Source organism: Paenibacillus medicaginis (assembly GCF_042138635.1).
Taxonomy (GTDB): Bacteria; Bacillota; Bacilli; order Paenibacillales; family Paenibacillaceae; genus Paenibacillus; species Paenibacillus medicaginis.
The window spans coordinates 38043-64324 of the sequence record NZ_JBHIRY010000024.1; the positions used below are offsets into that span (position 1 = coordinate 38043).

21 protein-coding genes and 1 other annotated feature are annotated in these 26282 nt (G+C 51.9%); of the genes, 3 read left to right on the plus strand and 18 right to left on the minus strand.

All coding sequences use genetic code 11. From position 1 onward, the window contains the following. Positions 1-137 precede the first annotated feature (137 nt). From dnaK to gpr, 11 genes are all read right to left on the minus strand, one after another. On the minus strand, positions 138-1973 hold the full coding sequence (gene dnaK, locus ACE5LO_RS20415) for a molecular chaperone DnaK (protein ID WP_375521836.1): 1836 nt from the start codon (positions 1971-1973) through the stop codon (positions 138-140). A gap of 103 nt (positions 1974-2076) precedes the next feature. Next, the gene (grpE, locus tag ACE5LO_RS20420; protein WP_375521837.1) at positions 2077-2658 is read right to left on the minus strand and encodes a nucleotide exchange factor GrpE; all 582 of its coding nucleotides are present in this window, start codon (positions 2656-2658) and stop codon (positions 2077-2079) included. A 61-nt stretch (positions 2659-2719) separates the two neighbouring features. Beyond that, entirely contained in the window at positions 2720-3751 is a 1032-nt protein-coding gene (gene hrcA, locus ACE5LO_RS20425) for a heat-inducible transcriptional repressor HrcA (protein ID WP_375521838.1), read from the minus strand. A 218-nt stretch (positions 3752-3969) separates the two neighbouring features. Continuing rightward, a complete protein-coding gene (locus tag ACE5LO_RS20430) occupies positions 3970-4236 on the minus strand; it encodes a hypothetical protein (RefSeq protein ID WP_375521839.1) in 267 nt (88 codons plus the stop codon). 483 nt (positions 4237-4719) lie between these two features. Next, the gene (locus ACE5LO_RS20435) at positions 4720-5304 is read right to left on the minus strand and encodes a hypothetical protein (protein ID WP_375521840.1); all 585 of its coding nucleotides are present in this window, start codon (positions 5302-5304) and stop codon (positions 4720-4722) included. Positions 5305-5843: 539 nt separating this feature from the next. Next, on the minus strand, positions 5844-6320 hold the full coding sequence (locus tag ACE5LO_RS20440) for an N-acetyltransferase (protein WP_375521841.1): 477 nt from the start codon (positions 6318-6320) through the stop codon (positions 5844-5846). 70 nt (positions 6321-6390) lie between these two features. Beyond that, positions 6391-7578: a radical SAM family heme chaperone HemW gene (gene hemW / locus ACE5LO_RS20445; protein WP_375521842.1), complete on the minus strand. Its 1188-nt coding sequence runs from the start codon at positions 7576-7578 to the stop codon at positions 6391-6393. Between the two features lie 144 nt (positions 7579-7722). Continuing rightward, positions 7723-9537 carry a translation elongation factor 4 gene (gene lepA, locus ACE5LO_RS20450; protein ID WP_375521843.1) on the minus strand — a complete coding sequence of 605 codons (1815 nt, stop codon included), beginning with the start codon at positions 9535-9537 and terminating at the stop codon, positions 7723-7725. A gap of 137 nt (positions 9538-9674) precedes the next feature. Then, positions 9675-10088: a DUF3679 domain-containing protein gene (locus ACE5LO_RS20455; RefSeq protein WP_375521844.1), complete on the minus strand. Its 414-nt coding sequence runs from the start codon at positions 10086-10088 to the stop codon at positions 9675-9677. Positions 10089-10132: 44 nt separating this feature from the next. Beyond that, the gene (locus ACE5LO_RS20460) at positions 10133-11473 is read right to left on the minus strand and encodes a stage II sporulation protein P (protein WP_375521845.1); all 1341 of its coding nucleotides are present in this window, start codon (positions 11471-11473) and stop codon (positions 10133-10135) included. Positions 11474-11646: 173 nt separating this feature from the next. Then, on the minus strand, positions 11647-12648 hold the full coding sequence (gene gpr / locus ACE5LO_RS20465) for a GPR endopeptidase (protein ID WP_375521846.1): 1002 nt from the start codon (positions 12646-12648) through the stop codon (positions 11647-11649). Positions 12649-12850: 202 nt separating this feature from the next. Here gpr and rpsT point away from each other — a divergent pair, with 202 nt between their 5' ends. After that, positions 12851-13123: a 30S ribosomal protein S20 gene (rpsT, locus tag ACE5LO_RS20470; RefSeq protein ID WP_375353698.1), complete on the plus strand. Its 273-nt coding sequence runs from the start codon at positions 12851-12853 to the stop codon at positions 13121-13123. A gap of 84 nt (positions 13124-13207) precedes the next feature. Here rpsT and holA read toward each other — a convergent pair whose 3' ends face one another. From holA to ACE5LO_RS20500, 6 genes are all read right to left on the minus strand, one after another. Beyond that, positions 13208-14236 carry a DNA polymerase III subunit delta gene (holA, locus tag ACE5LO_RS20475; RefSeq protein ID WP_375521847.1) on the minus strand — a complete coding sequence of 343 codons (1029 nt, stop codon included), beginning with the start codon at positions 14234-14236 and terminating at the stop codon, positions 13208-13210. A 312-nt stretch (positions 14237-14548) separates the two neighbouring features. After that, positions 14549-15934, minus strand: coding sequence for a zf-HC2 domain-containing protein (locus ACE5LO_RS20480; protein ID WP_375521848.1), 1386 nt, complete (start codon positions 15932-15934; stop codon positions 14549-14551). Next, a complete protein-coding gene (locus ACE5LO_RS20485) occupies positions 15931-16479 on the minus strand; it encodes an RNA polymerase sigma factor (RefSeq protein ID WP_375353694.1) in 549 nt (182 codons plus the stop codon). The genes ACE5LO_RS20480 and ACE5LO_RS20485 overlap by 4 nt, the downstream gene beginning before the upstream one ends. 154 nt (positions 16480-16633) lie before the next feature. After that, positions 16634-19312, minus strand: coding sequence for a ComEC/Rec2 family competence protein (locus tag ACE5LO_RS20490; RefSeq protein ID WP_375521849.1), 2679 nt, complete (start codon positions 19310-19312; stop codon positions 16634-16636). A gap of 75 nt (positions 19313-19387) precedes the next feature. Next, positions 19388-19906 carry a deoxycytidylate deaminase gene (locus ACE5LO_RS20495; protein ID WP_375521850.1) on the minus strand — a complete coding sequence of 173 codons (519 nt, stop codon included), beginning with the start codon at positions 19904-19906 and terminating at the stop codon, positions 19388-19390. A gap of 59 nt (positions 19907-19965) precedes the next feature. Beyond that, the gene (locus ACE5LO_RS20500; protein WP_375521851.1) at positions 19966-20559 is read right to left on the minus strand and encodes a ComEA family DNA-binding protein; all 594 of its coding nucleotides are present in this window, start codon (positions 20557-20559) and stop codon (positions 19966-19968) included. Between the two features lie 181 nt (positions 20560-20740). Here ACE5LO_RS20500 and comER point away from each other — a divergent pair, with 181 nt between their 5' ends. Beyond that, positions 20741-21586, plus strand: a complete 846-nt coding sequence (comER, locus tag ACE5LO_RS20505) for a late competence protein ComER (protein WP_375521852.1) — start codon at positions 20741-20743, stop codon at positions 21584-21586. On the opposite strand, the gene leuS is transcribed toward comER, so the two are convergent. Then, positions 21567-24008, minus strand: a complete 2442-nt coding sequence (leuS, locus tag ACE5LO_RS20510; RefSeq protein WP_375521853.1) for a leucine--tRNA ligase — start codon at positions 24006-24008, stop codon at positions 21567-21569. The genes comER and leuS overlap by 20 nt on opposite strands. 61 nt (positions 24009-24069) lie before the next feature. Beyond that, positions 24070-24325: a binding site (T-box leader), on the minus strand. A gap of 300 nt (positions 24326-24625) precedes the next feature. Between leuS and ACE5LO_RS20515 the strand changes: the two genes are divergently transcribed. Next, positions 24626-26002, plus strand: a complete 1377-nt coding sequence (locus ACE5LO_RS20515) for a glycoside hydrolase family 64 protein (RefSeq protein ID WP_375521854.1) — start codon at positions 24626-24628, stop codon at positions 26000-26002. Positions 26003-26282: the final 280 nt, after the last annotated feature.

Below are 26282 nucleotides of genomic sequence, written 5' to 3' on the forward strand. Positions count from 1 at the left end.
CGCCCCGGCTTTGACCTTCCCTCCAAACGTGGATGCACAACCCGTTATATGCGTATTTCTGAACAGTATATCATACAACGGCGAACTTTACCGGAGCCGGGCCAGGCAAGGCCCCTTAATCCGGATTATGTCCGTGATTAATCCTGCTTCTTGTCTTCGTTTACTACTTCGTAATCTGCGTCCACTACGTTGTCGCGACCGCCTTCTTTAGCCTGCTCGCCTTGTGCCTGCTGGGCTTGCGCTGCCTGCTCGTACAGCTTGACGGACAGCTGCTGAATAATTTCACTCAGTTCTTCCGTTGCCGCTTTGATTTCTTCCAGGTTGTCGGATTCGAGCGTTTTTTGCAGCTTCTCTTTCGCTGCGTTCGCTTTCTCCACCTCGGAAGCGTCGGCTTTGTCGCCAAGGTCCTTGATGGTTTTGTCTACGGAATAAATCAACTGGTCGGCGCTGTTTTTCGCTTCCACAAGCTCCTTACGCTTCTTGTCTTCTTCCGCATGCAGCTCGGCGTCCTTCATCATGCGTTCCACTTCCTCATCACTCAAACCGCTGGAAGAAGTGATCGTGATTTTCTGGCTTTTGTTTGTGCCTTTGTCCGTTGCCGATACGTTAACGATACCGTTGGCATCGATGTCAAAGGTAACCTCGATTTGCGGCACGCCACGTGGTGCAGGCGGGATGTCGCCAAGCTGGAAGCGGCCCAGCGTTTTGTTGCCGGCAGCCATTTCACGTTCACCCTGCAGGACGTGAATTTCAACGCTCGGCTGGTTGTCCGCGTAAGTCGAGAATACCTGCGATTTGCTGGTCGGAATCGTCGTGTTGCGGTCGATCATTTTCGTGAACACACCACCCGCAGTTTCGATACCGAGGGACAGAGGTGTTACGTCCAGCAGCACTACGTCTTTGACGTCGCCTGTCAGAACGCCGGCCTGTACGGCAGCACCCAACGCTACCACTTCATCCGGGTTCACGCCTTTGTGCGGCTCTTTGCCTGTCAGCTTCTTGATCGCTTCCTGTACGGCAGGAATACGGGTAGAGCCGCCGACCAGTACGATTTTATCGATAGCGCTGGCACTCAGTCCGGAGTCACTCATGGCCTGGCGTGTAGGGCCCAGGGTACGCTCAACCAGGCTGGCGGACAGCTCCTCGAATTTCGCGCGGGTAAGGTTGACCTCCAAGTGCTGAGGCACACCGTCCACAACCGTAATAAACGGCAGTGAAATCGTTGTCGTCAATACACCGGATAGTTCCTTTTTCGCTTTTTCCGCAGCATCCTTCAAACGCTGTACAGCTGCTTTATCCTTGCTCAGATCAATGCCCTGATCCTTTTTGAACTCACTCACGAGGAAGTCAATGATGACTTGGTCGAAGTCGTCGCCGCCCAGTTTGTTGTCACCGCTGGTCGCTTTAACTTCGAAGAAGCCGTCGCCCAGTTCGAGAATGGATACGTCGAACGTACCCCCGCCGAGGTCATATACCAGAATGGTTTGATCTTCGGACTTCTCAAGACCGTATGCCAGAGCAGCCGCTGTCGGCTCGTTGACGATACGCAGCACTTCAAGGCCGGCAATTTTGCCCGCATCCTTGGTTGCCTGGCGCTGGCTGTCATTAAAGTAAGCAGGAACGGTAATAACCGCTTGTGTTACCGGCTGGCCGAGATATGCTTCCGCATCCGATTTCAGCTTTTGCAGAATCATCGCCGAAATTTCCTGCGGGGAATAATCTTTGCTGTCAATCGTCTCTTTGTGATTTGTACCCATATGGCGTTTAATGGAAATGATCGTACGATCCGGATTGGTGATCGCCTGGCGTTTTGCCGTTTCCCCTACAATACGCTCTCCGTCTTTTTTGAAGCCTACAACAGAAGGGGTTGTGCGTGCGCCTTCCGGATTCGGGATAACGACCGCTTCGCCGCCTTCCATGACTGCTACGCAGGAGTTGGTTGTACCCAAGTCAATACCGATTACTTTACTCATACGCGTTATGTTCCTCCTTCGGATTGTACCACAGGCATGATGCCCGTTATGGTCTATGTGTAAGGATTTTGTCGAAAAATCCGGGGTATAACATCGTCAATGCCTACATGCTTACTTTAACCATTGCCGGTCGAAGCACTTTATCCTTCAGCATATAGCCTTTCTGGACTTCCTCAACAACGATACCCTCTTCATACTCTTCGCTTTCCACCTGCATAATCGCCTGGTGGAATTCCGGATTGAACGGCTTGCCGACCGCTTCCATCGCAGTTACTCCTTCAGCGGTCAGAACTCCTTCCAGCTGGCGGAAGATCATGCCTACGCCCTTGGCGAAGGATTCAGACTCCGCACCCTGCGGAGCCGTAGCCAGCGCGCGTTCGAAATTGTCCACGACCGGCACCAGCTCGGTTACCAGCTTCATGGAAGCGTATTTCGCAAGCTCTTCTTTCTCCTTCTGTGTCCGGCGGCGGAAATTATCATAATCAGCCTGTACACGCAGAAGACGCTGCTGCTGCTCTTCAAGCTCTGCACGAAGACGGGTCGCTTCACTGTTCTCCCCGGCTTCAACGGAGGCTGCCTCATTCACCGGCTCCCCGCCTGTATCCTGAGCAGTCCCGTTGACTTCGGGGGTCTCCTCAGCATTCAGCTGCTGTTCTTCTTCCTGAACCGTTTGTTCATCTTTCAAGATGTTCACCTCCTTAAGGTAGTACGACAACGGCGCTGCTTGCGATCCCCATCATGCCGTTTTATCTGAAACGCTCTGTCAGCATATTCGTCAAATCCTTGGAAAGGATACCCAAAATGCTGATGACCCTCGCATACTCCATGCGGGTAGGACCCAGAATGCCGATCGTACCGAGTGCTTCACCGTCAATTGCATAGGTTGCGGTAATCAGGCTGCAGTTGGCAAAAGCCTCGTGATCGTTCTCCGTGCCGATACGGACCTGAACTTCAGGCGCACCTTGCACGGGTGCCATCATCTTCAAGATGGTAGGTGTCTCTGACAGCAAGTCAAGTATATTCTTGACCTTATCCACATCTTTGAATTCAGGCTGGATCAGCATATTCGTGGTCCCGCTCAAATAGAGACGCTGGTCCGATTCGCCCTCGAACGCCATATCCAGCACTTTGATCACATCCTCGAACTGGGAGAGATGCCGCTGCATTTCCTGTCCCAGGATAGTGTGCATGCGCATCTTCAGTTGATAGATCGGCGCTCCCACCAGTTTGCGGTTGAGCATATTAATGACATTCTCCATATCGGACACCGAGATGCCCGGCGGGAGTTCAACCGTCTTGTTCTCCACATGCCCCGTATTCGTGACAATAATGGCTACGGCCGTATGCTCATTCAGCGGAAGCAATTGAAAATGGCGCAAAGAAGTATGAAAAACTTCCGGTCCCAGCAGGATGGAAGTATAATTCGTCATATGGGAAAGAATGCCGGATGCATGCTGAATCACCTGTTCCATAGCATTTAGCTTTTCGGCATAAAAGGTCTTCAGCTCGCGCATTTCCTGCGGTCCCAGCTTGGTCAGCGGCACCAGATGGTCGACATAATAACGATATCCTTTATGTGACGGAATCCGTCCTGCAGACGTATGGGGCTGCTCCAAATATCCCTGCTCCTCCAAGTCCGCCATTTCATTGCGGATGGTTGCCGGACTGAAGCCGACATCCTTTCTCTTGGATATGCTGCGGGATCCCACAGGCTCAGCCGAACGGATATAGTCGTCGATTATGGCATTCAGAATCAATCTCTGACGTTCGGTTAACATGCGAGCTCCTCCCTTGCTGTCCAAACAGGATCAAGATGGTTTTAAGAAATCATTAGCACTCACAATTGACGAGTGCTAACCAGTAATACAAAAATACCAAACCGACCTGAGTATTGTCAAGTCGGTTCAACACCTTTGCTGCGCCTATCTCATCGCAGTCAAATAAATCCTTCATTGTCCAGGATAATAAGTGCTTCTCTCAAATTTCCAAAGCATCTTCAAGGTAGCTTGATATCTGGTTCAGCAGGTACAACCCAAACCCGAAAAACTTCAGTATCTTCCTTTGATAAACCTGTTTCTGTATGCACGTTAAATTTTTTTACCGATGCTAAGCGATAAGCAAGCACATAAGCTACTTTATAATCAGGGGTAATATATCCATCATAGTTTCGGGCATGGATCTCGTTTGAAATAGAGCCTGCCCATTCTTCGGCTTCTCTAAGTGTTTCGAAAAAAATTTTATCACTATGCCAGCGAAGATTCATATAAAAAACCTCCCTTTTTGATTTTTTTTATTCTCATTTCGGTTTATAGTTCTACATATCAAGCAGTTGACGAGAGAGTAAAATAATGGATTAAACTATCCAATCATGAAACACTCGCCTGAACTCTAGAAATCATTGCATCATAAATCATTCAAGAACCCTAGCATACTCAATTTGTGATTTATCCAAATTCATCTATCGGATAGGAGTGAGCTATACACCGTGAACTATGCCAACTGGCGAGATTATTTGACATGAAGATAAAGAGTACACTGCAGGTACGTTGGATCAGGAATATGAAGAAGCTCCTCAAACTGACCTTCCTTCAAATTGGCTATAAACATATGAAAACACCTCATCTTCTACTGGTCTTTTAATCACCAGTATTGACAGGTGTTTACATGAATAACATCGAAGAAGCGAAAATAATCGCCTAAGTCTTGTGTTTTACCACCAAATAATGATTAGGGTTGGTTAGTTAATTCAATTCACCCGGCATCTAATATAACGATAGGCCCCTACTTTGGGATCTTTTACAGAAGTAATTGTCCAATAGAAGTAGACAGTATCATTTTTTTTAAGAGTCCCTCCGCCAGATTGACCAATGTAATTGTAATTCTTTAAACTCCCATGAAAATTATATGTAGAAGTATTAGTGTGAGGGACATAGGGAGGATTTATTGAGTTTCCATTTACTGTAGCGCTAATCATTGAAACTATCACCGTTGAACCAAGAAGAGTTCTGGCAGTAGGAGTTAAATTAAACCCCCATGCTAAGGATCTATTATCACCGCCAGCATTTGCTACTTGTACGGGAATATTCGAAACTTCATTATAAAATGTTCCTTGGCAAGCAGGAATTCCGTCATCGGGATCTTCAGCAAAAGGCTCAATAGTCATTCCCTCATTTGTCGTTCCCCAAAAATCCCCGCCTGAGTGTGATTCATTTCCATTTTCCAACTGTGCTGCAGCATTCACTGGGAGAGTTGTAGAGAAAAATAAAAAGTAAAAAGCCAAAATTAATAATAACCATTTTTTTGTACAAAATGCCTTTTTAACTTGCTCCATAAACCTACCTCCTCATGATAATATAGGACCTTAATAAAACGATTTCGATAAATTTGAATGAATAGATTTTAGTTAAAATCCCCCCTTTATAAGGTTCCCGTAGGCAGAGAGACACGGAACAGTGATAAAGTAATTCCTGATGAAACCATGGAAAATCGGAACGGTGGAATTTGAATTCCTAGAACGTGCCTCAACGGTATTCAAAGAGAGGACGAATAATGGAACTTACTCCTAAAAAAATAATATTTTCACAACGAGAACATTACATTTCGCAAGTTGTATGATACATAAAAAAATACATTATTATCAACTAAATTCCAATAGTTCATTAGCACTAAATATGTTTTACTGAACGTTCGAGAAAACGCAATAAAGCGTGTGGTACAAATTCATATACAAAGAAAGTACTGAAAACAGCTGTAAATCCACCTCCTCGAAAAGCGCAAACGGGTATCAATGAAGGTGTCTTCCATTTCGATAAACCCCATATCCCTTATTGGGCACAACAAAAAAACTGAACCGACTCGGACCTCCCCAAGTCAGTTCAGCTGTTTCAATACGGCGATTTCATCGCAGGCATGCTGCTTGCTGCAGTGTATGCAGTCTGTCCAAACCTTCTCCGGGAAGATTTCTTTGTTTACGATCTCAAAACCGTTTTTAATAAAAAAAGACACCTCATACGTAAGCGCCATAACCTTCGGAATGTTCTGACGCTTCGCTTCCTCAATCAATCCGTCCACCAGCTTTGAGCCGATCCCCATGCCTTTATAGCCTTCGGAGATTCCGAGCGAGCGTACTTCAACAAGGTCTGTACCAAGCTTGCAAAGCGATCCGCAGCCGACCACCTGGCCGTCGACTTCAGCTACGATGAACGTATCGAGCTGGCGCCTCAGCACCTCACGGGAACGTGGAAGCATAATGCCCCGCTCGGCATAACCGCTGATCATTTGATATAAAGGCTCCACATCGTCAGGAACCGCATTTCTGCATAAAACCTCTTTGCAAACCGAAGCCATCCCGCTCTCCTCCTGCATCACGCTGTAAAAGATATGAATAAATATACAACACGGCGCATGAGATTGCAAGCTAGGAATTTACCGCCACCGAACCTATAAATTCGCCGAATACGTCATTGCCGAACAGAATTCCCCGCTCGCTCAGACGGTAGCCGACGGGTGTCTGCTCAAGCAGTCCGGCAGCCAGCATTTTGGCAAGCGGCCGGGCAAACACCTCATCCAGCGGCTGGCCAAATTGACGGTTGAAGCGCTCGGAGGTTACCCCCTCCGCCATGCGCAGCCCCACCATCATAAAATCCTCCATCGCTTCCGCTGCCGGAACCGGGAAGCTGTCGAGGCGCGGAAGCCCTTTGCCTGCAGCTTCGATATAAGGATTGATCCCTTTAATGTTCATATGACGCTGTCCTGCCACATACCCGTGAGCGCCTGCACCAAGGCCGTAATAATCTTCATTTCGCCAGTATGTCATGTTGTGGCGGCTTTCAAACCCTGGCTTGGCAAAATTGCTGATCTCATATTGGACATACCCCGCCTGCTTCATCCGGCTCATGAGCAGCAGATACATCTGCAGCTCGTCGTCTTCATGCGGGAGCGGCAGCTGGTTTTTCTGGTACATCGTATGGAACAGCGTATTCTCTTCAACCTTCAGGCTATAAATTGAGTAATGTGGCAGTCCGAGCTCCAGCGCCCTGCTGATGCTCTCATCCAGCATATCCACCGTCTGGTTCGGCAGGCCGAACATCAGATCGATGGACAGATTGGTTAGACCCGCCGCGCGAGCATTCTCCAGGCTGCGGTATACGTCATCCGTATTATGGATGCGGCCAATGCCGCTCAGCAGCGAATTCTGGAACGCCTGCACACCAAAGCTGACCCGGTTAACCCCGCCTTCCTTCATGACAGACAGCTTCTCCAGATCCGTCGTTCCCGGATTGGCTTCCATGGAAAATTCGATATCATCCGACCAGGCAGGGAAATAGGTACGCACCGATTTCAGAAAATATTCCATCTCTTTGGGCGTCAGCACGGTCGGCGTCCCCCCGCCGACAAATATCGTCTTGATTTTACCCGGGGGGTTCAGCCTGACCGTATGCTCCATTTCACGCTCCAGCGCCTGCAAATAGTCCATCACCGGCTGGTCCTTCAAGACGTAGGAATTAAAATCACAGTAAAAGCATTTGTTCGTACAAAAGGGAATATGAATATACACCGCTTTGGGTGCGGAAGAATCTTGTTCGTGTCCAGTGGACAGGGTCATGCAAAATCACTCCTTGCTTGCAGCGGGCGGCCCGGCCTTCAGCAGCGGCTCAGGATATACAGCCCATATATTTTGAAAAGGGAAAGCCGATCAGGCTTTCCCTTAGATAAAGGTACATATCATACGTTATTTGCGCCAAAAGGCTTATTCGTCAATTTTCAGGACGGCCATGAAGGCTTCCTGAGGAACCTCTACGTTACCTACCTGCTTCATGCGCTTCTTGCCCTCTTTCTGTTTCTCCAGCAGCTTGCGCTTCCGGGAGATATCGCCTCCGTAACACTTGGCAAGCACGTTTTTACGCATGGCTTTAACCGTTTCACGTGCCACAACCTTCGTTCCGACAGAAGCCTGGATCGGCACCTCGAACATTTGGCGCGGAATCAGTTCGCGCAGCTTCTCGCAAATGATGCGTCCACGGTGATAGGCCCGCTCACGGTGAACGATGAAAGACAGGGCATCCACCTGCTCTCCGTTCAGCAGAATATCCATTTTCACCAGATTGGACTGGCGGTAGCCGGACAGCTCGTAATCAAACGAGGCATAACCCTTGGTGCTTGATTTCAGCTGGTCAAAGAAATCATATACGATCTCGGACAGCGGAATTTCATAGGTAATGGTCACCCTCGTCGTATCCAGGTACTCCATATTCACATACTCGCCACGCTTGGTCTGGCACAGTTCCATAACCGTTCCTACATAATCGTTAGGTACGATAATACCAGCCTTTACATAAGGCTCTTCAACATAATCGATACGGCCGATTTCCGGATAGTTGGATGGGTTGTCGATTTCGATGGAGGAGCCGTCCGTCAGCTTGATACGGTAAATAACGCTTGGCGCTGTCGTAATCAGCGGAATGTTGAATTCCCGTTCGATACGCTCCTGGATGACATCCATGTGCAGCAGGCCGAGAAAGCCGCAGCGGAAGCCGAAGCCCAGGGCGCTGGACGTTTCCGGCTCGAAGCTCAGCGATGCGTCGTTCAGCTGCAGCTTCTCCAGAGCCTCGCGCAGATCATTGTAGTCGGACGTATCAATCGGATACAGGCCGCAGTATACCATCGGATTGATTTTGCGGTAGCCCGGAAGCGGCTCCAGAGTCGAATTTTTGGCATCTGTAACCGTATCGCCGACACGTGTATCGCCAACATGTTTGATGCCTGCGACGATAAAACCTACGTCCCCGACATTCAGTTCGTCCACGATCGTCATCCGTGGCATGAATGCGCCCACCTCAATGACCTCGAACGTCTTGTCGGTAGCCATCATTTTGATTTTGGAGCCTGCCTTGATTTTGCCGTCCACGACGCGCACATACACGATAACTCCTTTATAAGGGTCATAGTGCGAGTCGAAAATCAGGGCCTTCAAAGGATTGTCCGGATTGCCCTGCGGCGCGGGCACGGACTTGACAACCTGCTCAAGAATTTCCTTGATGCCGATGCCCGCCTTCGCGGAAGCCAGCACCGCTTCGCTGGTGTCCAGGCCGATCACATCTTCAATCTCCTGCTTCACCCGCTCCGGATCGGCGCTCGGAAGATCAATCTTGTTGATCACCGGCAGAATTTCAAGATCATTGTCAAGCGCCAGGTACACGTTGGCCAGCGTCTGTGCCTCAATGCCCTGGGCGGCATCCACAACCAGCAGCGCCCCTTCACAGGCGGCAAGACTGCGGGAGACCTCATACGTGAAGTCTACGTGCCCCGGGGTGTCGATCAAGTTCAGAATATACTCCTCACCGTTATCCGCCTTGTATTTCAGCCGGACCGCCTGCAGCTTGATGGTGATGCCCCGCTCGCGTTCCAGCTCCATCTGGTCAAGCACCTGCTCCTGCATTTCGCGGGAGGTGAGAGCCCCTGTGTACTCCAGAATCCGGTCCGCCAGCGTCGATTTGCCGTGGTCTATATGTGCAATGATGCTGAAGTTGCGAATTTTATTCTGTCTCGCTAAAATGTCCGTCATGCCTTACCCCCACACAAAGCCTAGTGTCAATCGCTTCATTATACCAGTTGCGTGGGGTCGCATCAATGTCTCTGCAATAAAAGTTGGGGGTAGGCCGTTCTGTCCCCATTTCATAACCTTCTTCATCCTCGGTGGCATCAATTCGTCAAACCGTCAAACAGAGATACCACCCACTCGATCCCCTTCTTCGACGCCTGTTGCAGCAGACCTGCCGTTTTGTCGGCCATGACATCCACGGAAGCCTCACCCGTGTGCGGCGTCTGCTGCAGGGAGGCCTGACTCTCCGTCTGGGCCTGAAGCTGCCCATACACGCCTCCGCTCTGCCCTTCCACCTGCACCACCGTCATGGAGGGAGCAGGCGAAAGCGGGACTGCCGGCGTATCCTCCACCACCGTTTGTGTCAGATCTTCAACATCCTCCTGCGGCTTCGTCTGATCCCAGGAAGGCCCATACACGCTTCGCATCCCCGAGCTTGCCAGCTGCATGCCGAGCACCAGCCCCAATCCGACCAGACAGATGAACAGCAAGGCTCTTCTTCCAAAACGGGACATTCCCCCGCCTCCTCTTCTCAGATTTTTATTCCCACTGCTTCAGGCTATCTGGCCTGGCCGGCTTCTTCTTTGCTTTTCCCCGTGTTGTCCGCAACCTTCGGAGCTTCCTTATCCTCTTTATCTTCTTTAGCTTCCTTAGTTTCCTTGGTTCCTTTATCTGCGGCATCCGCCTTGATCACCTTGTTACCTTCCCAATATACCTCCGCCAGCATGTCGGCGAAGGCGTCGGACGTGCGCTTCAGTTCCTCCTCTGTGTTATCAATCCCGCCGATTTCTATCAATATGCTGTTCGGAGAGAGAGACTGATTATACTCACCATTATTTCCTCCTCCTCCGTCCTTGCCCCAGACACCGCGTGACACGCCGGGATACTTCTTCTCAAACTTCTCGTGAATCTTGGCGGCGAAGGCTTCGTTTTCACGCCAATTTTTGTTGTCATGGCCGATGATAAAGTAAATTTTGGCATAGCTTAGGCCGTCAATGACTGCTGTCGTTTTATCATGGCGCTGGGAGTCGCGGTGAATATCGATCAGATAGGTCAGATCTTCGTTTTGCGAGAGCGCTTCTTTTACGGTTTGGCGTGAATATTTGTAAGAATAATTCCAGTTATAGTCCTTTACTGTCGTTACATAATCCTTGTCGACGTGCTGAGTGCCGATCCCCTGTTTCTCAAGCCGTTTGGCTACAAAACTCCCCACCCTGGACACATTCGCGGACGGTGAGGAAGAACTGGGATTGCTGCTGCTTTTGCTCAAAAGCGGGTTGTAGGCCTCGCGCGGATGGGAATGATAGATTAATATGCGGTTTCCATCCGTTTTGGACGCGCCGCCCTTCACAGGTGCATCGTCTCCCTTTCCATCCTCCTCTGAAGCCGGCGGCTCTTCGTCTGCCGTCTTGTCCGGGGGTGCGGGCGGAATCTCGCCGGAGCCCGTAATTCCCGGATCCGGCTGATAGTCCTCCGGAGCCTCGACCAGCCGGTTGCCGGAGCCTGTCCGCAGCAGGACAGGACTGCCGGCAGCCATACCCGGTATTTCGCGGGCGACCAGGCTTTTCGGATCCTGCGGATTTACCCCGGTCAGCAGTTGGAACGCGAGCGTGGTCATCTGCTGCGCCGAAAAGGCGGAGACCCGCTTGTCTTCCTTGAGATGGGGAATTTCCATGCCAAGCATGTCCGCAAAGAAAGAATTTGAGACCGAGGCGGCAAGCCCCTTCATGGAGGAAACGGGAGAAGATTGCAAACGGTTCTCCGCGATGCCTCCCAGGCCCAGCGCCACAAAGAACAAGGCTGTTCCTGTAACGAGTACGACAAGCGTATGGCCCATGGCCATCACGCGGATCATTCCCCTTTTCCACTTTCCTATGTTCCAGATTTGAAATTTGCCCATTTCCAGAGCCGTCCTCCTTCATTTTCAATGAAGCCCGGCCTTTCAAGTCCGTCGGAGCTTCCGTATTGGGATAATCTCTTATACTTCAACTCTATGAACGGAGAAGAATTGCTAGAACGGACAAGCAGAAAAAACCCGCCTGTGATCAGCGGGGGAAAGAAAAGCAATATAGGTTAATGCGTGTAAGCGGCGACGTTGTCCGGAGTAACGGCCTCATGCAGCGCTGCATTCAAGCCTGTAGCGATAATATTTGCAATATCTTCAATAAATTTGTCCACTTCCTTCGGGGTGACAATCAGGTCATGACCGAGCGGCTGCAGCACTTCCTTCACCAGTTGCAGTCGCTCCTGCTCGGAAATGGAGTTGAGCATTCCCATAATGGCCTCTCTCTGGGCGGTGTCCTTGCCTAAATGAGATTTCATCATTTCCAGGGAGTCGTTCACTATGGTTGATGCATAACAGACGGTTGGAACACCGATAGCGATGCAGGGGATGCCCAAAATCTCTTTGGTAATACCGCGGCGTTTATTGCCGATGCCTGATCCGGGGTGGATGCCGATATCCGCCACCTGAATCGTGGTGTTGATTCGTTCCAGCGACCTGGAGGCCAGGGCATCAATGGCGATAATCAGCTCGGGGCGTGTTTTTTCCGCAATGCTCTGCACAATTTCACTGGATTCAATGCCCGTCGTACCGAGCACACCCGGCGCTATTGCACTGACCTCACGGTAACCCGGATTCACCTGATCCGGCATCAATTCGAAATATTGGCGTGTGATCATAAGATTCTCCACCACCAGCGGCCCGAGCGAATCGGGGGTGACATTCCAGTTCCCGAGACCGACGACCAGCACCCTTGCATTGGGAGAAACGCCCATTTTACGTATGAAATCTTCCATTTCTTTGGCGAAGATGTACGAAACGCGATCCTGCAGCCCGGAGTCTCCTTCCCTCAGCTTGGGGATTTCCAGCGTAACATAATTGCCCTGTACACGCCCAATCTGCTGTGCTCCCGTTTCATCCATTACATTCAGCCTTGTAATCCTGATGCCATCCTGCTCCTCCACATCTTCCTGTACTCCCGGAATAGGCTGTTGCTGCCCGCGGCCCGCCAATTCCCTTGATTCAATCGCGAGGTCCGTCCTTACCGAATAGTTTTGCAAATCGAGATCCATCATCACGCCTCCTTAAAGTTTCTCTTTTTCTATAGTGTGCGAGATTCGTCACCTTAATATGCATACAAACCCTGTGGGACTGATTCGGGAACAGGCTTTCTAAATGTTTTTCATATTGCTTTTTCAAATTTGCCATGCTAAAATATTTTAAGTTGTGAAACGTTTGTGTTCATAAGGAATGCCTTTACAGGAGGTGAATGGAATGCCGAACATCAAATCCGCTGTTAAACGCGTTAAGACGAGCGAAAAACGCCGTGCGTTGAACGCTTCCCAAAAATCCGCGCTGCGTACTGCAGTGAAAGCTGCTGATCAAGCGCTGGCTAATAACGAAGCTGAAACTGCAGCAGCTGCTTTCAAAGCCGCTTCCACTAAGCTGGACAAGGCTGTAACTAAAGGTCTGATCCACAAAAATGCTGCAGCCCGTAAAAAGTCCCGCTTGGCGAAAAAACTGAACGCTCTGAATGCCCAGGCATAATTAGCGCTTCTAATACGACTATGAAGAAAAAATCCTGAACGGTTGATCACCGATCAGGATTTTTTGGCATTTCACCGATTTCATTCATACCGTCTGTGCCCCAAGTTTTAGAAAAAACAGCTCCATGCCGAGCACTTTGTCCACCCCTCCGGTTTTCATCCGGTAGTCCAGCTCTGCCAGCTCATTTAAAATCCAGCGCAGCTGCTCAGGTCGGAATCGGCGGGCCTGCTCGCCCGCAATTTTGACGGCGTACGGATGCAGCCCAAGCTGTCCGGCCATCTGCTGCTGGGAGTAGCTCTGCTGGGCCAGCTCCTTCACCTGCAAAATAATGCGGAACTGGCGGGTGATGAGGGCGGCGATTTTAATCGGCTCTTCACGCTGCTTCAGCAGCTCATAAAAAATGGACAGCGCGTTCTCCATCCGCAGATTGGCCAGCTCCTCTACCATGACAAAGACGTTCTGTTCCGTGCTGCGCGCGACCAGCGAATCGATATCCTTTACGCCGATTGTACCACCCTCGCCTGCGAAAAGACACAGCTTGTCGATTTCGGCCGCCAGCGCCTGCAGCCCCGTCCCGGCATTGCGGACCAGCGCTGCTGCGGCCCCCGCTTCGAGGGCGACATGCCGTTCCGCCGCACGCTTCTCCACCCAGGACAGTAGCTCCTCGCTGCTTAGCGGACTGAAAGTAAGGACAGTTGCCGCATTTTTGATCTGCTTGACAATTTTTTTGCGTTCATCCAGCTTGTCTGCATGCACCATAAATACGATCACGCTGTACTCTGCCGGATTCTCTATGTAGGCGGCAAGCGTATCCAGGCGATGCTCCACTTTGCCGCCGTCCTTGCCGGCCGTAAATACCCCCGCGTCCCTGACTAGCACAAGCTTCTTCGGCACCAGAAAAGGAACGGTCTCCGCTTCCTCCACGACCGCATCCAGCGGTGTATCCGCCAAATCATAGGGGATAACGGCAAATTCGCGATGCTCCTCCTCAATGACGTGCTCCTGCAGCATGTCCACGAACTGTCTCATCTGATATTTCTCTGTGCCATATAACAGATACACCGGAGCGATATCGCCTTTCCGGATTGCTTTCGCTGCTGTTTTCAAATCCATCACGGCTCACCTCCACCGATTTATCCTAACAGATATTTGGAGCCGCGAAAAGCCTTGGACAGCACGAAGGACCCCCGCGCGAAGCGAGGGCCATAGTGATGTGCTTAAAGAGGTAGTTCAAAAAGTCATCTTTTGATCACGAAGCAAATCAGGAAGCGGACTCGACATCGAATCTTGAATTCAGCCGGGACTTCCGGTGCTCACGTACCCTAAGTACGCTCCGCTCCTCAGTCCCTTGCTTCATCCAACCTTCTCGGTGCTGAAAACCTGACTTTTTGAACACGTACTTAAAATGGCAAGGGGTTAGTTCGGTTACTCCGTAACCTGGGGAACTGTGTAGATATAGTTACTCACCGTGCCGTCCTGCTCCGTTGAATAGGTGAACGTTGTGCTGTCTTCCGACCAGCCCCCCCCTATCCAGGTTCCGTTCAAAGTTCGGACCTCCATGGCGATTTTCTCGGAGCCATCCTCCGACTGCTTATACACGGTCAGCTTCTTACCTTGCACTTCAACAATAAACTGGCCGTCCGGCGACTCGTTGGCAGGCCGCTCGGAAGCTTTCGAGCTGAATGTATCGTTGCTCCCAGGCTCTGCCGTGATCTCCATACTGGAAGCATCCCCTGAGATATCGTTCTGGATTTGGCTTTCTCTCAGTAATGGATTGTCGGTAGGTCCCAGCTTCTGCTCTTGGGCAGCACTGTTCGTTCCGGTGCCGGGCTCTGCGCCTGGAGCTGTTGCGTTTTGGGAGCCATCGCCTGCGGATTTGCCATCCTCTTTAGAAGAAGCGATAAATGTTTGGAACTCAGGCTCCTGCTCCGTCTGACTGTCGCCTGCTTTCTGGGACTGCTCTGCCTTCGGGGCATCCTCCGCTTTTGGCGTCTTCTCAGACGCGGGCTTTGAAGAGGCTTCTTCAGAGGTTCCGGTATTCTCTTTGGCAGAGCTGGTATCACCGGCTGGCGATTCCTTCAGCGATTCAGCTTTGCTGCCAATGGAATTGTCAGCTTTCTCCGTGGGCTCTTCTTCCCTGGATAAGGATTGGGCTGGCTCGTCATTAGCGGCATTAACAGCATCATCCGGCTGGGAGTCCTTCGCATCCGGTTTCATTTCCTCCGTCACCGGCTTGCCGGAAGATGCAGCCTTATCCTTGGACGGATCTGCTGCCGTGCTGCTGTCCGCCGCGGAATCCGTTTTCTTAGGATCGCTCTTTTCTTCTCCGCCGCTGGCATTATGCGTGTTCGCCTCTGACCCGGTATTCTCATCGATCATCTGCATTTCCGCATTCTCCACTGCCTTGGGCTCGTAGGTAATGGCCACGACTCCCAGAACTGCCGCCGCTGCTGCCACTCCGAGCGCTGCACGTCCTGCAGCCTTTTTCCACCATGGAAGCGGCTCGCTTGGCTGTTTCCGGCCAGGACTGCCCTGCAGGGTGACAGGCTTCATCTCCTGAAGCGCACTGCCCTGCTCTCTGCGCGCCTCATCAATGGCATCAAGCTGCGGCAAAATGGCATCGACCAGGCTGTACTTTGGAGTGACGGCCGGCAGTTCTTCAAGGTCCCGTGACAGTGCCTGCAATATATGAAACTTTTCCGCACAGACCGGACATTCCGCAACATGATCCAGCAGTTCGGACGTTTCCAGCTCGTCCAGATCGTGATCCACATAGCGCTGCATTAGGTCCATCACCTCTTCACACTTCATCCTGATACACCACCTTTCTGGTATTCCTGTAACAGTCCTTGCAGCTGCTGCCTTGCCCGGTACAAGTAAGATTTGACTGTATTGAGAGGCAAATCGAGAGAGTCAGCAATTTCGTTATAGGAGAAATCTTGCAGGTATCGCAATACGATAACCGTCCGGTGATGCTCCGGCAGTTGATTAATTGCTTCACGAACATCCTTTGCCATATATTGAGACAGGACTTCACCTTCTACATCCTGCGAATCACTGAACACCATTTCATGCTCTTCGATCGAGACAGAAGGCTTGTTCCTTCTGAACTTATCAATGCAGATGTTGGTCACAATGCGCTGCACCCATGTTTTGAACTGGGCCTTTTCCTCGTAGGAATTAATCTTGGAGTAGATTCGAATGAGTGCTTCCTGTGCGGCATCCATGGCATCTTGTTCATTGTTGAGAATGTAGTATGCTGTTCGGTATACATGCTGTTCTATTTCTCTTAAAAGGGTTATTAGAGCGTCGCGATCGCCTGATTGAGCGGCCCTGATGAGCTCCTGCTCTACCACAAAGGATCCCCCTCTCCTTGCATTATTACAGACGGATGCACCGTAAAAATTGTTGCAGCCGAATCGTCTGTTTTCGTAAATTCATTAATTTTTTCAGGAAACAAGATTAATACTCTCCTTAGAATAACAGAAAAAGGGAGGTTAGTCACCCGAATTACAGCGGCTCAGGCGCTGCCAGCTTATGCCTTATTTCGAAGTTGCCGCCGCTCACCCTCATTTGGATTTCCCCTTGGGTGTCTGTCCGGTAAATATCAGTCCCCGACCGGTTCAAACGCTCCAGCACCCCTTCGTTCGGATGCCCGTATGTATTGTTCACTCCGGCGGAGATGACAGCTGCGGCAGGCTTCCAATAAGACAGCCATTCCTCCGACGTAGACGTCTTGCTGCCATGATGGGCTACCTTCAGAACGTCTACGCCTTCATGACGCTCATTTTCTGCCCCTTCCTGCCCGATCCATAATTGCTCCACCGCCGCATCCATATCTCCGGTAAACAGAAAAGACGCTCCCGCCATCTCCAGCAGGAACACTACGGATTGCTCATTTTGCTCTTCTGCCACAGGCAGCCTCTCCTTCTTATCCTCCGGATGCATGAAAAGAAGCCTGGTCTGCCCGTCTGGCTTCAGCTCCAGCCCGCGGCTTGCGCCATACACCGGAATATCCTGCTCCAGACAGATTTGCAGCAGCCCGTCTATCGAGTCCTTGCCTGTCAAAGTCCCGTTGAATATTAAGGACTTCACTGGAATTCCCTCCAGCACCGCCTGCATTCCCCCTGCGTGGTCCTGGTCCCCGTGTGTCAAAATAAGCGCATCCAGCTGATGCACGCCTCTTTGTTTAAGCAGCGGGACGACCGTTTTCGCGCCTACTTCGTAGGGATCCTTCCGCCGCTTCCAGGCATTCTTGCCTGTGTTGAAATCCATGGTTCCCCCGGCATCCACCAGCAGATGCCTGCCTTCCGGGGTTGTGATCAGGATGCTGTCTCCCTGGCCCACATCAATGAATTGGACAAGCCCTGCTCCGCCGTTATCCGGCGTCCGGTAGCCCATGTACAGCAATGCCAGAAAGCATAAACACAGGCCCGCAAAAGCTATATAATCCCTTCCTGTCATACGGACTCCGGCATATTTGGCAGCACCTTCGGCATACCAGGACACCGACCATTCCGGCACAGCGGACAAGCCAAGCGGCTCGGGACGCGGCCTATGCTGTTCGTGTGCACGGATCCCCTGTCCGGTGCGGTTCAGTTCTGCCGTCAGTGGCTGTGTATCATATTCTGCAAAGGTTGGAGATCGCGAATCCCACCATCTTTTTACAATAAGCAGCAAACCATAAAGCACCCCGTAATAGACCAGCACCCACCAAATGGAGGTGGAAGGCCATATCGTGACGTATCCGTCAAATCCATTCAGCCACTTTACCAACGTGAATGTGAGCTCATTCAGCCGTTCGGCCGGCCATGCGAGCAAGCGTGCTCCTCCCGCCCAGCCAAACGAGAGCAGCAGCGCTGCCGCTCCTAAAGGAAGCACAATGAGGGTAAGGACAGGGACAAGAACGAAATTGGCGGCAGTAGATAATAAAGAAAACTGATTGAAGTAAAAAATAGTCAGCGGAAAAGAAACCAGCTGTGCGGTGATCGTGATGGAGGCGGACCCGCCAAGGGCAGGTGGCCATGCTGCAAATACCGGTCTGAGCAGCGGCCCATAAATCATTAACCCTGCTGTCACAAGGAAAGACAGCTGAAAGCTGACGTTGACGAGCAGGTAAGGATTCCAGAGCAGCATCATGATTGCTGCCGCACAGAGTGTATTCAGCCCGTCCTTCAGAAGTCCCCGCCTTGCTGCATAAAGACCGATCATTGCCATGATCCCGGCCCTCACCACAGACGGGGAACCGCCGGTAATGAGGACATATGCAGGGACCAGGGCAAACACAATCCATAAAGCCGACTCCCGTGTGAACCGCAGCAGTCTGAGCATATAGAGCAGCCCTGCCGTAAATACGGCGACATGCATGCCGGAAATGGCAAGTATATGCGTCAGTCCGAGACGTGTAAATTCACCATACAGACCAGGGTCAATGTCGTCCGTGATGCCCAGCACCAGGCCTTTCATGAACCCGGCATGGATCTGCGGCGCAAAGGCCGTATCCATCCGTTCTCCAAGCAGGATCCTGGCGTTATCACTCCAGCGCAGCAGGCTGTACCTGCTCCACGAGCCTGTCTCCAGAATGAGCACGGAATCGGCTCCTTTGCTCTGCAGCAGCCAATGGATTTGCCGGGTTTTCAGATAATTCCGGTAATCGAAGCCGCCAAAATTTCTTGCTCCCTCCGGGTTCTTCATCGCCCCTGCCAGTGTGATCCGGTCCCCCCTGGACCAGGCTCTGGCAGTATTCTGCTCCTCCTGCGCGGCGAGCTTGACCTGCACAAGCACTTTTTCTGATATCTCGCGGGTCTGTGCGGACTCCGCTGTGTCACCGAGAGCAGCAAGCTCCAGTTCAAACTCCGCTTTATTTCCGTCAACCTCCACGGGAGACGCGATCCGGCCTTCCGCCCGCACCGTCCTGCCGTCAAGCTCACCGCTCCCGGTATTCAGTACCTGAGGAATGCGGCTTGCCTGAAAATGATCATACAGCTCCCAATACAGTCCGCCGGCGGTTAAAATCAAAAAATACAGCAAAGCCTTCCGCCATGAGATTTTGCACAGCCACACGGCCAGCGGCAGCATGAAGAGGATACCTGCCCATATGCCAAGCAGCACTTCCCCGGAATAAAGGCGGGCAGCCCCGAGGCCTGTAATCCAGCATACCGTCGCGGCAAGCAGCGGCCTGTTGTTCATGATGTTCCTCCTTTGCAATAAAAAAAGAACCTCTGCCCGCGCTCTTCGCGGCAGAGGTTCCTCCTCTTGCAATCATTAATTTGATATTTTCATCCATGTCTGATGTGGCGGCTGATAGTTTTCCATCTGTCTGAACACGATACCCTTCTGCTCCATAAGCTTCTTCACCTTGCCCGCGTCCTTCGGGTAAGGGCGATGATAGATCACTTCAACAATGCCGCTGTTTGCCAGCATATTGGAGCAGGTCCAGCACGGCTCATCCGTGACATACACGGTTGAGCCTTCCCGGTCGATCCGGTCCGTGAACAGCAGCAGGTTCTGCTCCGCATGGATCGTGCGGATGCAACGCTGCTTTTTGACTAATTCCTCTCTGCCATCCGTCACGACAAGCTCGACCTCTTCGGAAATCATGCAGCCTGCTTCGGAGCAGTCCAGGACTCCCGAAGGGGCTCCGTTGTAGGCTGTACCCAGCAGCTTTTTCCCCTGCACAAGCACTGCCCCGACGTGGCGGCGCGGACAGCGGGAGCGGGTCGACACCATATAGGCGATATCCATAAAATACGTATCCCAGTCTTTGCGTCCCTCGGCGCTCATATCTTACCTCCAGCACACAAGTAGTGATATTGGCACTCACTTCAAATTCGTTACACAAGCTACAACTTAATGTAGGGCTTCATCTTCAGCAGCATTTTGGAGCCGATGCCCTTCACTTGGTCCAGATCCTCCGGCCGCTTGAAGGGTCCGTGCGCATTGCGGTATTCCACAATGGCCTGCGCCTTCTTCGCGCCAATGCCCGGCAGCTCCATCAGCTCCGCCGCCGAGGCGGTATTAATGTTGACCATCTGCCCATCGGCAGGGAGCGGCTCGGATGCCTCCGTGTCTCCCGAAAGCTCGGCTGCCTGCGGTTGAACAGCCTCGGGAGGCTGCTGCTCCGTCACGGGAGCGGCTGTTTGCTTGGGGGACGTCTGCTCGACAGCCGTTTTCTCTACAGCCGTTTTTTTCGCTGCAGCGTCTGCAGCTTTAGGATCAGACCCGCCAGAGGCTTGGCCTGCCTCCTCCCCGGCGGAAGACGCCTTTTCAGAAATAGCAGAAGCCGTCTCGCTCTCTTCGGCGGCCCGTTCCTCAATAACCGGGTTCAGTGGAGTCCACCCTGGCTCCGGAGCAGGGGCACGGCTGCCGGAAAATAAGATCAGCCCGCTGCCCGCGACGGCCAGCGCCACCGCAACGGCATTCATTGCACGCTTCAATCCCATCTGTCCTCTCTTCATAGATATTCGGCGATCTCAACAAAACCGCCCTGTTCAAAGCTGCATATCCAAGCAGAAGCTGACGTCCCGCCCAAAAAGTCGTCATGATGCCCAAGGCCGGATGCATACACTATGAGGAATAACTACGGCTTATTCAACAGTTGGAAGGAGGACGTTAAGCATGAAGGTAGGTTTTATCGGGACCGGCAGCATGGGCAGTCTGCTTATAGATGCATTTGTTAACGCCGGCGCCCTTACCCCCTCGCAAATTACGGCAAGCAGCCGGACATTTGCCAAAGCAGAGAAGCTGGCCCACCGCCATCCCGGCCTGAACCTTTCCTTACGGAACAGCGACACGGCGGCGGACAGCGATATTGTATTTATTTGCGTAAAGCCCCTGGAATTCAAATGTGTGATCGACGAAATCCGCAATGCGGTTTCACCGGAACAGATTGTCGTATCCATCACAAGCCCCCTGCTCATTGAGCGGCTGGAGAGCGAGCTCTCCTGCAAAGTATCCAAAATTATACCCAGCATTACAAATCTGGTCGGCAGCGGAGCCTCGTTATGCATACATGGCAGCCGTATCAACGAAGAGGACCGGTACATGCTGGAAAATCTGATGTCAGCCATCAGCAAGCCGCTCCGTGTACCGGAAGCGTTTACCCGGGTTGCTTCCGACTTTGCCAGCTGCGGCCCTGCGTTTCTCTCCTATTTCCTGGAGCAATGGATTAACGCCGGCGCCGAACTGACCGGCATGGACCGCCGGCAGCTCTGCGAACTCGCCAGCGAAATGCTGCTCGGCACCGGAAGGCTGCTCACTGAAGGCGGGTTCACTCCTGCCGAGCTGCAATCCAGGGTAGCCGTTCCCGGCGGGATCACGGCCGAAGCGCTCAGCCTGCTGGAAATGAGCCTGCACAATGTGTTCCATGAGCTGATTAGAACCACACATGACAAGTATGAAGAAGACGTCCGCAGAGCAGACGCCTTATTCAGTTCGGAGCAGCTTAACCGGCAACAATATTGACGAGCTTGCCAGGAACGGCAATGACCTTGCGCACCGTCTTGCCTGCAAGCACCTGCTGCACATTATCCAGTGACATGGCGTGCTCCTCCAGCGCCTTGGCGTCCAGATCCTTGGATACCGTCGCACGCTGCACGATTTTACCGTTAATTTGCACAACGATTTCCACCTCGGCGTCCACGGTCCACGCCTCGTCATATTCAGGCCACGAAACATACGAAATGGTGCCGCTGTGCCCCAGCCGTTCCCAAAGCTCTTCAGCAAGATGCGGCGCTAGCGGTGACAGAAGCTGCACAAAATGCTCCATGCCCTGACGCGGCAAGCTATCCGCCTTGTAAGCTTCATTGATGAAAATCATCAGCTGGCTGATCGCGGTATTGAAGCGCAGGTTGTCCAGATCCTCGGTTACCTTTTTAATAGTTTTATGCCAGATGCGTTTGAAATCATCCGTTCCGCCGTCCGGCGTAATTTTGCTGTTCAGGCTTCCGTCTTCCGAGATAAAGAGTCTCCAAACGCGGGACAGGAAGCGATAGGTGCCCTCTACGCCATTTTCGTTCCATGGCTTTGTGGCCTCCAGTGGTCCCATAAACATCTCATACACACGCAGCGTATCTGCACCATATTCTTTAACAATATCGTCAGGGTTAACGACATTGCCGCGGGATTTACTCATTTTTTCATTGTTGGTGCCGAGAATCATGCCCTGGTTGACCAGTTTGTGGAACGGTTCTTTCGTCTCCACTACGCCCAGATCATACAGCACTTTATGCCAGAAGCGGGCATACAGCAGGTGCAGCACCGCATGCTCGGCGCCGCCGATATACAGGTCGACAGGCAGCCATTCGCGCTGCTTGTCTTTGGATACCAGTTCCTTATCATTGTGCGGATCAATGAAACGGAGATAGTACCAGCAGCTTCCGGCCCATTGCGGCATTGTATTCGTTTCGCGGCGGGCTTTCATGCCGGTCTCAGGGTCAATCGTTTCCACCCATTCCGTCACATTGGCCAGCGGGGATTCTCCCGTTCCCGACGGCTTGATATGATCGACATCCGGCAGGACAAGCGGAAGCTGATCCTCTGGAACGGTCTTCATCGTTCCGTCTTCCAGATGCAGAATCGGAATCGGCTCGCCCCAGTAACGCTGACGGCTGAACAGCCAATCACGCAGACGGTAGGTCACCTTTCCTTGGCCTTTGCCCTGCTCCTCCAGCCAGGCGATCATTCTGGCGATCGCTTCTTCGTTATGAAGCCCGTCGAGGAAGCCGGAGTTCACATGCGGTCCGTCTTCGGTGTAGACTTCTCGAGTTACATCTCCGCCTGCTACCACTTCAATAATATCCAGACCGAACTGCTTGGCGAACTCCCAGTCACGGGTATCATGTCCAGGCACAGCCATAATGGCTCCTGTTCCATATCCCGCCAGCACGTAATCGGCAATCCAGATCGGCAGCTTGGCTCCATTAACCGGATTGACGGCATAAGCCCCGGTAAATACGCCTGTTTTGTCCTTGGCCAGATCCGTACGCTCCAGATCGCTCTTGCGTGCCGCCTGCTCCTGATACTGCTTCACCGCTTCCTTCTGCTCGGCTGTCGTAATGACATCCACCAATTCCTGCTCCGGAGCCAGCACACAGTAGCTTGCGCCGAAAAGTGTATCAGGACGGGTCGTAAACACCGTCAAGCTCTGGTCATGACCATCGATCTCGAAATGTACTTCGGCACCCGTGGATTTTCCGATCCAGTTGCGCTGCATATCCTTAATGCTTTCCGACCAGTCAAGCTCCTCCAGATCCTCCAGCAGACGCTCGGCATACTCGGTAATTTTCAGCATCCATTGACGCATCGGCTTGCGGATGACCGGATGGCCGCCCCGCTCGCTCTTGCCGTCGATGACCTCTTCATTCGCCAGCACCGTGCCCAGAGCCGGACACCAGTTCACGGGCACCTCGGCCACGTAAGCAAGACCGCGTTTGTAGAGCTGAATGAAAATCCACTGCGTCCATTTGTAATAATCAGGATCGGTCGTGCTAAATTCGCGGTCCCAGTCATACGAGAAGCCAAGCGATTTGATCTGGCGGCGGAAGTTGTCGATATTCTTGAACGTAATATCGCGCGGATGCTCGCCTGTATCAAGCGCATGCTGCTCGGCTGGCAGGCCAAAGGCGTCCCAGCCCATCGGATGCAGCACGTTATAGCCTCTCGTTCTTTTATAACGGGATACGATGTCCGTAGCTGTATAACCCTCCGGATGACCGACATGCAGTCCGGCTCCGGACGGATAAGGGAACATATCCATGGCGAAAAATTTCGGTTTAGCCGGATCTTCTCCCGTGCGGAATGTTTTATTCTCTTCCCAATGCTGCTGCCATTTCGGCTCAATGCTTTGTGGTTGGTAGCCATGCTTCGGCTGTGTCGTTTCACTCATACTGATTTCCTCCTCATACGGTCTGCAACAAAAAAACCTCCGCATCCCATAGCGTGTCTGCGCTAGGGGCGAGAGGTTGTTTCCCGTGGTACCACCCTAGTTAGTAGACGGCGTTCTTCACCGCTACTCCCTTAAGCACCCGATAACGGGGGTGTTCCGATGCGGCTTACTTGCGTGTTCAGTGGATTGTAGCCTTCTGTCCCGCGTTGACCGCATATCTCCGAGGTGAGTTCATTCCGCTCGTCAACCGGCTTGCACCCGCCGCCGGCTCTCTGCATGATCAAGACAAAATTACTGTTCCTCATCAGTGATTTTTAACGCAAATATTGCCACCATTATATGAAATACAGCTCAAGATGTCAATGCCGGCTCTCCCTGGCCAATCCCTGGCCATTATATCCTGGTTTATCGGGGATTATTCGACAGACTGAGGCTAATGGCGTAGGCTTAACGGTTTATTTTGCAGAGAGATGTATTTTGCCGTTGAAATCGCTTCCAAAATTTGAAATAATCGTGCTACAACAGCGAATTGACGCACAGGAATTTGCTGAAAAAGAATGTAGTGCAACCAGTGCAGACTCAAGCTTTGAAAATCAGAGTATGAGGAGGATTGGCCAATGCGTAAATTTTGGAACTGCATTGCTTTCACTGCTGTCGTGCTGTTGCTTGGTTTTGCTTCTTATTCATCCGGTGATCGCGCCTATGCTGCCGAATACACCCAGGGCGTGTCGGTTTCGGGTACGACGGCAACCATCTGGTTCGATTCCAATGTCAACACAACCTGGGTGGATGTTCATTACAAGGTCAATTCGGGTGTGCAGCAAGATTTCAGAATGAGCTATGACAGCAGCACCTCAAGGTATGTCCAGTCGATTAACAATGTAGCTGCAGGCAGTGTAATCACTTATTTTTTCACCTATAACAATGGAACTCCGGCATACGATACCTCATCCTTCACCTACACGGTTCCCTCAGGGGGAACGACCGATCCGGGGAATCCCTCCGGCGGCAATTCTATTTATGACATTGCAGCATCGTCCATCCCCGGCCCAACCGGCAATGGGAAGCTAACCTTCCGTTTGCTGAACGGAACCAATGGCGCATACAGTGATCAGCAAATCTATTGGGGCGTGCTTGGCATCAACCCCGCAAACGGGCGCTGGAGCTACCTGGATGCCTCAGGCCAACTGCAGCCGATCTCCACAGCATTAAATGATGCCCCTGGCCATCTGACCAAAAATGGAATCAATTATGCGAATATTTATAATACACTCTCCAGCTCGTATGTGAATTTGCCGAAAATCACGTCAGGCCGCATGTTCATCTGTGTCGGCTCTCCCTGCTACATTAAAACCTATGACGACGGGTTCGCGGGCCCGGACATCAACAACCCGACCGATCCCAACCGGAACATCTATTTTGATTTCATCGAGTTCACGGTAGACGATGCAGGCTATCATGGCAACACGACACGTGTGGACGGCTTTGGCTTCCCGATCCAGCACAGGCTGGTCAACCGCACCGGCACCTATGACCGGACCGTGGGTGAGCTGGAATCCGAGACACGGGCTGGGCTGTTCCAGAAATACCGGAATGAAGTGCAGGAGCCTTTTAAAGCGTTGGCCGATGTACAGGCTCCCTATCGGATTGTAGCGCCGATTCATGGCTCATTCGCCTCCGGTGGCGCCAATGCCAACTATTTTGCCGGTTATTCCGGCTACAGCACCCAGGAAATTCTGCTCTGCAACGGTGCACTGCAGGAGGATTCCGCCAAATGCTCGGCCATTAACCGCCACGTCTATGAAAATCCGGCGAACTGGAACAATATTGCGGCCTATTATCAGGCCGCGCCAGCCAACTATTATTCCAAGTTCTGGCATGACCATAGCATAGACCGTCTGGCCTACGGTTTTGCCTATGATGACTACAACGGACAAGCCTCCTACCTGGAGGTCGGCGACCCGAAGGGCCTGCTGATCCGCGTAGGCTGGTAAAAGCTCTATGACTAAAGACGCCGTCTCAGCACTTAAGCGGCGTCTTTACATTTACTGTTCCCAGCCCGCTTCATCCACCATGCTGCACGGTGCTGGCCGACTACTTGCCTGAGAACTGGACACCATTGCTCTTATTTTGGCAAAACAAGCTTATTTCGACCTTCCAGCGGACCCCAGTGCACTTAATCCAATGTTTTCTTGTGATTTTCTGCCCCAACAGACATTATAAGATCTCCTGTGTCCGTTTAGCAGGGAAAACAGGGGATTTCATAACCAATAA

What these genes read in the sequence shown, in the direction of transcription:
- ACE5LO_RS20460 (WP_375521845.1), bottom strand. Translation starts at nt 11,473, where the DNA reads ATGGGCAAATTTCAAATCTGGAACATAGGAAAGTGGAAAAGGGGAATG.
- ACE5LO_RS20515 (WP_375521854.1), top strand. Translation starts at nt 24,626, where the DNA reads ATGCGTAAATTTTGGAACTGCATTGCTTTCACTGCTGTCGTGCTGTTG.
- rpsT (WP_375353698.1), top strand. Translation starts at nt 12,851, where the DNA reads ATGCCGAACATCAAATCCGCTGTTAAACGCGTTAAGACGAGCGAAAAA.
- holA (WP_375521847.1), bottom strand. Translation starts at nt 14,236, where the DNA reads ATGGATTTGAAAACAGCAGCGAAAGCAATCCGGAAAGGCGATATCGCT.
- ACE5LO_RS20435 (WP_375521840.1), bottom strand. Translation starts at nt 5,304, where the DNA reads ATGGAGCAAGTTAAAAAGGCATTTTGTACAAAAAAATGGTTATTATTA.
- hrcA (WP_375521838.1), bottom strand. Translation starts at nt 3,751, where the DNA reads ATGTTAACCGAACGTCAGAGATTGATTCTGAATGCCATAATCGACGAC.
- ACE5LO_RS20490 (WP_375521849.1), bottom strand. Translation starts at nt 19,312, where the DNA reads ATGAACAACAGGCCGCTGCTTGCCGCGACGGTATGCTGGATTACAGGC.
- lepA (WP_375521843.1), bottom strand. Translation starts at nt 9,537, where the DNA reads ATGACGGACATTTTAGCGAGACAGAATAAAATTCGCAACTTCAGCATC.
- ACE5LO_RS20430 (WP_375521839.1), bottom strand. Translation starts at nt 4,236, where the DNA reads ATGAATCTTCGCTGGCATAGTGATAAAATTTTTTTCGAAACACTTAGA.
- gpr (WP_375521846.1), bottom strand. Translation starts at nt 12,648, where the DNA reads ATGGATCTCGATTTGCAAAACTATTCGGTAAGGACGGACCTCGCGATT.
- ACE5LO_RS20495 (WP_375521850.1), bottom strand. Translation starts at nt 19,906, where the DNA reads ATGAGCGCCGAGGGACGCAAAGACTGGGATACGTATTTTATGGATATC.
- leuS (WP_375521853.1), bottom strand. Translation starts at nt 24,008, where the DNA reads ATGAGTGAAACGACACAGCCGAAGCATGGCTACCAACCACAAAGCATT.
- ACE5LO_RS20440 (WP_375521841.1), bottom strand. Translation starts at nt 6,320, where the DNA reads ATGGCTTCGGTTTGCAAAGAGGTTTTATGCAGAAATGCGGTTCCTGAC.
- dnaK (WP_375521836.1), bottom strand. Translation starts at nt 1,973, where the DNA reads ATGAGTAAAGTAATCGGTATTGACTTGGGTACAACCAACTCCTGCGTA.
- hemW (WP_375521842.1), bottom strand. Translation starts at nt 7,578, where the DNA reads ATGACCCTGTCCACTGGACACGAACAAGATTCTTCCGCACCCAAAGCG.
- comER (WP_375521852.1), top strand. Translation starts at nt 20,741, where the DNA reads ATGAAGGTAGGTTTTATCGGGACCGGCAGCATGGGCAGTCTGCTTATA.
- ACE5LO_RS20455 (WP_375521844.1), bottom strand. Translation starts at nt 10,088, where the DNA reads ATGTCCCGTTTTGGAAGAAGAGCCTTGCTGTTCATCTGTCTGGTCGGA.
- ACE5LO_RS20480 (WP_375521848.1), bottom strand. Translation starts at nt 15,934, where the DNA reads ATGAAGTGTGAAGAGGTGATGGACCTAATGCAGCGCTATGTGGATCAC.